We start from the raw sequence: 8,560 nt of genomic DNA, 5'->3' as shown, positions 1-8,560 counted from the left end.
AGCCGCCGCCGGTCAATCCGAGCCGACCAAGAGACCGATCCTGCCTCAATCAGATGGCCTTCATATATGAATAACTTTCCCCGGACAGTCCTGCGTTCACGGGGAGAAGATGGCGGCAGCCAGATGAGGGGCGGCGCAAATATCGGGAATGTTAGGGCCTGCCCGCCCTACCCCTCCACCGTCTCCAGCACGCTCAGCAGCGTGCCTTCCATGTCAGGCTCGTCGCCGGAGCAGACGCACAGCATCTCGGCGTCGCCCTCGCCCACCGAGAGGTAGGCGTGGCCCATGGTGGAATCGATGTAGACGCTTTCGCCCTCTTTCAGACGCACCGGTGCGTACTGGTCGGTGTGGAGTTCGATCTCGCCCTTGAGCACGATCAGGAATTCCTCGCCGGCATGCCTGGTCAGCGGACCGAATTCCTGCGGCGTGCGGGCGCGCGCATAGGCGTGGATCGGCACCATGCGCTTGCGCACCAAATCGGTGGCCAGATAGCGGTAGTCGTAGTTGCGGGTCAGTTGACGCAGCGTGTTCGACTGCGACGTCACCGAACGCCGCGTGCGCGCAGCCGGCTGCTTGCGGTCGCCGCTGAGCAGCTCGGTGACATGGATGCCCAGCCCCTCGCAGATCTGCAGCAGCTTGTCGTAGCTCAGCGACATCTGGTCGTTCTCGACCTTGGACAGCGTCGACACCGCGACGCCGGTCAGCGTGCTGACCTCCTGCAAGGTCCAGCCATGCGTTTTCCTCAAGCCGCGCAGGCAATCACCGAGGTTGGGTTGCTCCGACATCGTCAACTCCATGGCGCGGCTTCGCTCTCGCCGCTGATCTACCCTAGGTAGTCCAACTCCCTGTCGCTATCAACAACGCTAATAATTTTCTTATACGCTAAATATTGACTGGATACGAAATTATTTCTACGCCTATCGAATGCAGTCGAAGTCCTCCCAGAAAATCGTCATCATCGGCGGCGGTATCGCCGGCCTGTCGCTGGCGGCGGCCGTGCAGCCCCGGGCCGAGGTCACCGTGCTCGAGCGCGAGCCACATCTCGGCTACCACGCCAGCGGCCGCTCGGCGGCGCTGTTTTCCGAGACCTACGGCAATGCGCTGGTGCGAGCGCTGTCGCTGGCCAGCCGGCAGCAAATCGTCGATGGCGGCTTCGCCGCGCACCGACGCGGCGCGCTGCATGTCGGCGGTGTCGAGGACAGTGCAGCGGTTGACCGCATGGCGGCCGAGATGCAGGCGCTGGTGCCGAGCGTGCGGCGCCTGTCGGCGGCGCAGGTCAACGCGCTGGTGCCGGTCATCGCCACCGAAACAACCTGCGGCGGCGTGCATGAACCCGGCGCGCTCGATGTCGACACGGCAAAAATGTTGGCGGCCTCAGCCTCGGTATTGAAGGCGGGCGGCGGCACCATTCGCACCGGTGAAGCGGTTCTCGAGATCGCGCGCACGGCAGCCGGCTTCAGCATCACCACCCATGCCGGCGCCTATCAGGCAGACATCGTCGTCAACGCCGCCGGCGCCTGGGTCGATGTCGTCGCGGGGCTGGCCGGCCTTCCCGGCCTCGGCTTCCGGCCGAAGCGTCGTACCGCCTTCCTGTTCGATCCGCCCGCTGGCACGGACATAGCCAACTGGCCGCTGGTGGTCGACCTGCACGAACAGTTCTACTTCAAGCCGGACGCCGGCAGGCTGATCGGCTCGCTGGCCGACGAAACCGATTCCGAACCCTGCGACGCCTGGCCGGAAGACATCGATGTCGCCATCGCCGTCGACCGCATCGAGCGGGCGACATCACTGCGCATCGGCCGTCCCTCGACGCCCTGGGCCGGCCTCCGCACCTTTTCACCCGACCGCAGTCCGGTCGTCGGCTTCGACCCGCGCCTGCCCGGCTTCTTCTGGCTCGGCGGCCAGGGTGGCTACGGTTTCCAGGTCTCGCTGACGCTGGCGCGGCTGGGCTCGGCGCTGCTGCGCGGCCAGCCCTTGCCCGACGATCTCGCGGCACGCGGCGTCAGCACGGCGGCGCTGGCGCCCGACCGTTTCATCACCGCGGCGGCGACGCCATGAAGTCCACCGACCTTCCCTTCCTCAACCCGTAAAGTGTCATCAGGAGCGTTTGCGATGAAATCCGTTCTGCGCGCAGTGCTTACCTCGTCCCTGCTGGCCTCATCCGTCCTTCTCGGCGGACAGGCCTACGCCAAAACCCTGGTCTATTGCTCGGAAGCCAATCCCGAGACCTTCAACCCGGCAATCGGCACGGCGGACTCCACCATGGATGCCGCCGCCAAGACAATCTTCAACCGGCTGGTCGAGTTCAAGCCCGGCACGACCGAAGTCGGGCCGGCGCTGGCCGAAAGCTGGGAAGTCTCAGCCGACGGCAAGACCTACACGTTCCACCTGCGCCACGGCGTGAAATTCCAGTCGAACGACCATTTCACGCCCTCGCGCGATTTCAACGCCGACGACGTGCTCTACACGTTCAATCGCCAGCGCGACGCCAACAATCCCTATCACAAGCTCGGCGGCGGCGCGTACGAGTACTTCAATGCGCTGGGCATGGGCACGCTGATCGACAAGATAGACAAGGTCGACGACCACACCGTGCGCTTCACGCTGACGGCGGCCAACGTCACCTTCCTGCCCGGCATCGCGCTCGACTATCTCTCCATCCTGTCGCTGGAACAGACAGAAAAGATGGCCGCAGCCGGCACGCCGGAACTGATCGACTCCGAACCCGTCGGCACCGGCCCGTTCGTGCTGCAGGCCTATGTGCCCGACAGCCAGATCCGCTACGCCGCCAACAAGGATTACTGGCGCGGCGCGCCGAAGATCGACACGCTGGTCTTCGCCGTCACGCCCGAGCCGACCACCCGTGTCGAGCGCCTCAAGGCCAATGAGTGCCAGGTCGCCGCCCCGCCGCCGCCCAACGCCGTCGCCGATCTGCGCACCGATCCCGATATCACAGTGCTCGATCTCAAGGGCCAGAACATCGGCATCCTCGGCTTCAATGTCGAGCACCAGCCGCTCGGCGATGTCCGCGTGCGCATGGCGCTGGCCAAGGCCGTCGACCGCAAGGCGATCGTCGATGCCGTCTATGCCGGCGCCGGCACGGTGGCCGGCAGCGTCGTGCCGCCGGCGCAGATCGGTGCCGTCACCGATGCCGGCATCGACTATGATCCCGAAGGCGCGAAGAAGCTGCTGAAGGAGGCCGGCCACGAAAGCGACCTGAAAATCAGCCTGTGGGCGATGCCGGTGTCGCGCCCCTACAACCCCAATGCCAAGCGCATGGCCGAGATGATCCAGGCCGACTGGGCGAAAGTCGGCGTCAAGGCCGAGATCGTCAGCTTCGAATGGGGCGAATATCTCAAGCGCACCGCTGCGGGCGAACAGGACGCCTATCTGCTCGGCGGCAGCAGCGACAATGGCGACCCCGACAACATGCTGAGTTATTTGCTCTCCTGCGACGGCGTGAAGGGCGGCTCCAACCGCTCGCGCTGGTGCGATCAGGCCTTCGAGAAGCTGCTGCAGGAAGGCCGCGTCGCCGCCGATCCCAAGCAGCGCGCCGAGATCTACGCCAGGGCGCAGGCGATCCTGAAGGTCGAGGTACCGGTAGCGCCGATCGCCCATTCCGTGGTGGCGATCCCGATCCGCAAAAGCGTGCTCAACTACGTGCTCGATCCGTTCGGCCGGCAGAACTTTGCCGCGGTCGATATGGCGGAGTGAAGCCGGCGCTCTTTCCCTTCTCCCCCTGTGGGAGAAGGTGTCGCCGAAGGCGACGGATGAGGGGTGCTCCAGAAAACACCAACGCCTCATTTCTTCCAACACCCCTCAACCGTCTCGGCGCTGTGCGCCGATCCACCTTCTCCCACAGGGGGAGAAGGAAGAAAGGTGATCCATGCGTGAAGACCTGAACGCCCTCCTCAATGCCTATCTCGCGGACGGCGCCGTGGGCGCCTCGCTGGCATACGCCCTGAACGGCGCCGCACCGACCGCCGTCACCGCCGGCCTGGCCGTCCGGGAGCACGGCGTCGCCATCCTGCCCGATCGGTTGTTCAAGATCGGCAGCTGTACCAAGACCTTCGTTGCCGCCGCTTTGGTCAAACTCGCCCAGGACGGCAAGCTTGATCTCGGCGCGCCGATCTCTTCCTGGTTCCCGGATCTGCCCAGCGCCAACGACATTTCGGTGCGACAGCTGATCAACCACCGCAGCGGCCTGCCGGAGTTCGAATATTACATTCCGATGGACCCGAGCCGGCAGTGGACGCCGCGGCAGCTGGTCGACATCGCCTTCGCCTCCGACAAGCAGAAAGCGCCTGACGGACCTGCCGTTTATAACAACACCGGTTATGTGCTGGCCGGCATGGTGATCGAGGCCGCCTCCGGCCAGTCGCTGGGCGGCTATGTCAGGAGCGCCGTGCTGCAGCCGCTCGGCCTGAAAAACACCTGGTCGCCGGCCACCGAAGCCTTTCCGGAAAAATCGATGGTGCGTGGTTACTACCACCGGCCGCCGCCGGCGGCGAATGCACCCACCGACATCGCCTCGGGCGGCGAGATGTGGCGCATGGACGGCGTTCTGCCCTACTCCGACGAATTGCAGGATTCTTCCGATTCCTTCCCGTTCGGGGCCGCCTATGGCTGCGGTGACATGGTCTCGACGCCGTCGGACATGGTGGCTTTCATGCACGGCCTGTTTTCCGGAAAACTGCTGTCGCCGCCTTTCTTCGCCGAGATGTTCGAACATCGCGTGCCGGCAAGCTTCCCCGGCACCCGCATGCGCGAGACCGGTGCCGGCATGTTCCAGAGCGCCTACGCCGACCGCGCCTTCTACGGCCATCAGGGCAGCATCCCCGGCTATGTCGCCGTCATGCTGCATGACACGCTCTCAAGCCTGACCATCGCCATGACCAGCAATGTCGGCTCCGGCAACCGGCTGTCCTTTCAGGCGAGTGGGCTGCACCCAGTGGTGGACGAGGCGATCCGGATTGTTCTGGGTGAGAGATAACGCAGTGACTATCCCGCACCGCCGAGGCAGCCCCCCCTCAGTCGTCGTCCGTCCAGATCAGGCGTAGCAACCGCAGCAGCGTTGCCCGCTCCTTTTTCGTCAGCCTGTGCAGGAACCGGTCCTCGTGCCGGCGAACCTGTTGCCGCCATCCGGGCATGGCCGCTCTGGCGGCCTTCGTCAGGGCAAGCACCTGCACGCGTTTGTCCCCGGCATGGTCGTCGCGTTCGACCAGTCCGCGTTCTTCCAGTTCAGCGAGCAACGGCGCCATGTTGGCGCTCTTCATGCCGAGCAGCCGACACAGTTCTGCGGCGCGGATGCCGGGCTTCTCGTCGATCAGCGCCAGCATGGCATAGGTGACCGGACGCAGCGCCGCGTCAGTCAGTTCGACCGCGAAATCATTCAAGGCAAAGGCCGAGGCGCGCCTGAGATTGTAGCCGATCTGCGCATCGAGTGCGTCTTCGGCCATAGCGCCTGGCGCGCTGCGGCTGGTGTGAACCTTTGTATCGTCCATGCTGCAAGCGATCACCGCGATCAAAGACCTTGTCAAGCGAAAAAGACTATGCGACATAGCAAACACGATAGCTATGCAACATAGCAATTTCTACCAATATCAAAGGCGGAATGGGAGGACATGAACCATGACCGAAGAGACTGTTGCCTTCGACATCGAGAATGGCATCGCCTGGGTGCGCTTCAACCGGCCGGACAAGCGCAACTGCATGAACCCGGCGCTCAACCGGCAAATGATGGAGGTTCTCGACGAGCTTGAATTCCGCGACGACGTCGGCGTGCTGGTTCTGTCCGGCGAAGGCAGCGCCTGGTCGGCGGGCATGGACCTAAAGGAGTATTTTCGCGAGACCGAAGCCAAGGGGCTTGGTGCCATCCGCAAGGCGCAGTCCGAAGCCTATGGCTGGTGGCGGCGCTTGCGCTGGTACGGCAAGCCGACCATCGCCATGGTCAATGGCTGGTGTTTCGGCGGCGGCTATGGCCCCCTCTTCGCTTGCGACCTCGCCTTCGCCGTCGACGAGGCGCAGTTCGCTCTGTCGGAGATCAACTGGGGCATCCTGCCCGGCGGCGGCGCCACCAAGGTGGTGGTCGACCTTTTGTCGATGCGCGACGCCATGTACCACGCGCTGACCGGCGAGCTTATCGATGGCAGGAAGGCCGCGGCCTGGAAGCTGGTCAACGAAAGCCTGCCGCTGGCCGACCTCAAGGCGCGCGTCACCGAGGTTGCGAACGTCCTGCTAAAGAAGAACCCGATTGCCCTGAAGGCGACCAAAGACGCCATCCGCCGCGTAGCCGAGATGACCTACGACAATGCCGAAGATTATCTGGTGCGGGCACAGGAGGCGGCCAATTCCCACGACAATGACGGCCGCAAGGAAGGCATCCGCCAGTTTATCGACGAAAAGAGCTACAAGCCGGGTCTCGGCGCCTACGACAAGGCGCGATAAACCACCGACGCAATCTGGGAGGAGATGCGAATGCCGGCCTGGACGACGCCAGATCCCGTGGCCCTGCATGCCGGCACGCAGCCGGATCGTATTGCGTGCGTTGATCTGGCAACCGGCCGGCGCTGGACCTATGCCGCTCTCGACGAGGCCATCCAGCGCGCCGTCGGGGTCCTCGAAACCGGCTATGGTATCGAACAGGGACAACGGATCGCCACGCTTGCCCGCAACAGCGCCGACCTCCTCATCCTGCAGCAGGCAGCGATGCGGCTCGGCGCCATCTTCGTGCCGCTCAACTGGCGGCTCGCCAGTGCCGAACGGCAGGCGATCCTGGCCGATTGCGATCCGGTCCTGCTGCTGCATGACACCGTCCTTGAAACGGTGCTGCCCAAGGGCTGCACGCCAATCGAAGTCACTGCCTTCGCGGCAGCGGTCGAGGCGCAGGTGCTGGCACCGCGCCGTCCCTTGCCGGCCAGCGATGCGCCGTCGATCATCCTCTACACTTCGGGCACGTCAGGCCGGCCGAAAGGGGTTGTTGTCACCGAGGCCAACGCCTTCGCCACCGCGGTCAATTTCGGCGTGCTGGGGCGGGTCGGCAATGCCAGCGTCTTCCTCTGCGACGCGCCGATGTTTCATGTCATCGGCCTCATCACCAGCCTGCGTCCACCGCTTTTGCAGGGCGGCACGGTGCTGATCTCGTCCGGCTTCGACGCCGGCGTCACCAACCGCCGCCTCGCCGATCCTGCGCTTGGCATCACCCATTATTTCTGCGTGCCGCAGATGGCCAGGATGCTGCGCGACCATACCGATTTTGCGCCTGCGCACTTGACCTCGCTCACTGCTATCTTCACCGGCGGCGCGCCCAATCCTGCTGCCGACATCCTCTGGTGGCTGGCACAAGGCGTACGCATGGCCGATGGTTTCGGTATGACCGAGGCCGGCACCGTGCTCGGCATGCCGGTCGAGGCCGACCGGATCACAGGCAAGGCGGGCTCGGCCGGTCTGCCGGCGCCGATGATCGGCCTGCGCATCGTCGACGGCTATGGCCGCGACGTCGCCACCGACGAGCCAGGCGAGATATGGCTGTCCAGCCCCAGCATCACGCCGGGCTACTGGAACCGGCCGGAAGAGACTGCCCGCGCCTTCACCGCCGACGGCTGGTTCCGCACCGGCGACATTGCCAGGCGGGATAAGGAAGGCTTCGTCACCCTCGTCGACCGCCTCAAGGACATGTTCATCTCCGGCGGTGAGAACGTCTATCCGGTCGAAATCGAAATGGCGCTGCTCGACCATCCCGACATCGCCGAAGCAGCAGTGATCGGCATCGCCGACGAGCGCTGGGGCGAAATCGGGCGCGCCTTTGTCGTGCTGAAGTCAGGTTGCGTTCTCGATCCGGGTGATCTGGCAAGCCACTGCGGCGAGCGCATCGCCCGCTACAAAGTGCCGAAGGAATTCCTGCTCACCGATGCGCTGCCGCGCACCGCATCCGGCAAGATCCAGAAACACATTTTGCGCAGCTGGACAGCACCGGCCGGACAGACCTGAGGCGCCTCTCCGCCGCTCAGCCCGCGGGCGCACCGCGAAAAATCGCCACGGCAGCAGCAACGATTTCCGCATTGTCCTGCGCCACAGTTCCGTCCGTAAGCGTCTTGCCGTCTTCCAGCCCGACCCGCGTCGACCAGCGCTTGCGCCGCGCAAGCTCCACAAACGGCCAGACGGTGGCGTCGGCGCCGTGCAGCAGGATCGGCCGCCGCACCCCGGCGCGTTCGAGCACGGCGGCGATGCCGTGCGTCTCACCTCGGACAAGGGAAGCGGCAATCTAATCGCGCGGCGGTAGAACTGCCAATCTCCCCCCTCGTGGGGGAGATGCCCGGCAGGGCAGAGGGGGGCGTGACGGATCGCCAGCCCCTCTGATCTAACTTCATAACTGCTACCTACTGCGAGGCAGGTCAAAGAAAAGATTTGACTACTCGGGTCAGCGGGACAGCGCCCCCTCTGTCCTTCCGGACATCTCCCCCACGAGGGGCAGGACTGTCCGGGGAAAGTTATTCATATATGAAGGCCATCTGATTGAGGCAGGATCGGTCTCTTGGTCGGCTCGGATTGACCGGCGGCG

7 protein-coding genes and 1 pseudogene are annotated in these 8,560 nt (G+C 64.6%); 5 read left to right on the top strand and 3 right to left on the bottom strand.

Translation table 11 applies throughout. The features are described from left to right. Positions 1–167 precede the first annotated feature (167 nt). Complete coding sequence (locus tag NKI38_RS32890) at positions 168–785, bottom strand: helix-turn-helix domain-containing protein (RefSeq protein WP_352664967.1); 618 nt, start codon at positions 783–785, stop codon at positions 168–170. Positions 786–924: 139 nt separating this feature from the next. Between NKI38_RS32890 and NKI38_RS32885 the strand changes: the two genes are divergently transcribed. From NKI38_RS32885 to NKI38_RS32875, 3 genes are all read left to right on the top strand, one after another. Continuing rightward, a complete protein-coding gene (locus tag NKI38_RS32885) occupies positions 925–2,058 on the top strand; it encodes an NAD(P)/FAD-dependent oxidoreductase (RefSeq protein WP_352664965.1) in 1,134 nt (377 codons plus the stop codon). A 54-nt stretch (positions 2,059–2,112) separates the two neighbouring features. After that, positions 2,113–3,714 (top strand): ABC transporter substrate-binding protein, encoded by a 1,602-nt coding sequence (locus NKI38_RS32880; RefSeq protein ID WP_352664963.1) that lies wholly within the window; start codon positions 2,113–2,115, stop codon positions 3,712–3,714. 172 nt (positions 3,715–3,886) lie between these two features. Then, the gene (locus tag NKI38_RS32875) at positions 3,887–4,993 is read left to right on the top strand and encodes a serine hydrolase domain-containing protein (protein WP_352664961.1); all 1,107 of its coding nucleotides are present in this window, start codon (positions 3,887–3,889) and stop codon (positions 4,991–4,993) included. 37 nt (positions 4,994–5,030) lie between these two features. On the opposite strand, the gene NKI38_RS32870 is transcribed toward NKI38_RS32875, so the two are convergent. Further along, positions 5,031–5,504, bottom strand: coding sequence for a MarR family winged helix-turn-helix transcriptional regulator (locus NKI38_RS32870; protein ID WP_352664959.1), 474 nt, complete (start codon positions 5,502–5,504; stop codon positions 5,031–5,033). Between the two features lie 127 nt (positions 5,505–5,631). Here NKI38_RS32870 and NKI38_RS32865 point away from each other — a divergent pair, with 127 nt between their 5' ends. Next, on the top strand, positions 5,632–6,447 hold the full coding sequence (locus tag NKI38_RS32865) for a p-hydroxycinnamoyl CoA hydratase/lyase (RefSeq protein ID WP_352664957.1): 816 nt from the start codon (positions 5,632–5,634) through the stop codon (positions 6,445–6,447). Positions 6,448–6,471: 24 nt separating this feature from the next. Further along, entirely contained in the window at positions 6,472–7,989 is a 1,518-nt protein-coding gene (locus NKI38_RS32860; protein ID WP_502899414.1) for an AMP-binding protein, read from the top strand. Positions 7,990–8,005: 16 nt separating this feature from the next. Here the strand turns inward: NKI38_RS32860 and NKI38_RS32855 are convergent. Then, positions 8,006–8,230 (bottom strand): annotated as a pseudogene (locus NKI38_RS32855) (3-keto-5-aminohexanoate cleavage protein); the annotation flags it as partial. Positions 8,231–8,560 lie beyond the last annotated feature (330 nt).

Source organism: Mesorhizobium sp. M0621 (assembly GCF_040320745.1).
Classification (GTDB): domain Bacteria; phylum Pseudomonadota; class Alphaproteobacteria; order Rhizobiales; family Rhizobiaceae; genus Mesorhizobium.
This window is presented reverse-complemented; position numbering and strand designations above follow the sequence as displayed.

What these genes read in the sequence shown, in the direction of transcription:
- NKI38_RS32890 (WP_352664967.1), bottom strand. Translation starts at nt 785, where the DNA reads ATGTCGGAGCAACCCAACCTCGGTGATTGCCTGCGCGGCTTGAGGAAA.
- NKI38_RS32885 (WP_352664965.1), top strand. Translation starts at nt 925, where the DNA reads ATGCAGTCGAAGTCCTCCCAGAAAATCGTCATCATCGGCGGCGGTATC.
- NKI38_RS32880 (WP_352664963.1), top strand. Translation starts at nt 2,113, where the DNA reads ATGAAATCCGTTCTGCGCGCAGTGCTTACCTCGTCCCTGCTGGCCTCA.
- NKI38_RS32875 (WP_352664961.1), top strand. Translation starts at nt 3,887, where the DNA reads ATGCGTGAAGACCTGAACGCCCTCCTCAATGCCTATCTCGCGGACGGC.
- NKI38_RS32870 (WP_352664959.1), bottom strand. Translation starts at nt 5,504, where the DNA reads ATGGACGATACAAAGGTTCACACCAGCCGCAGCGCGCCAGGCGCTATG.
- NKI38_RS32865 (WP_352664957.1), top strand. Translation starts at nt 5,632, where the DNA reads ATGACCGAAGAGACTGTTGCCTTCGACATCGAGAATGGCATCGCCTGG.
- NKI38_RS32860 (WP_502899414.1), top strand. Translation starts at nt 6,472, where the DNA reads ATGCGAATGCCGGCCTGGACGACGCCAGATCCCGTGGCCCTGCATGCC.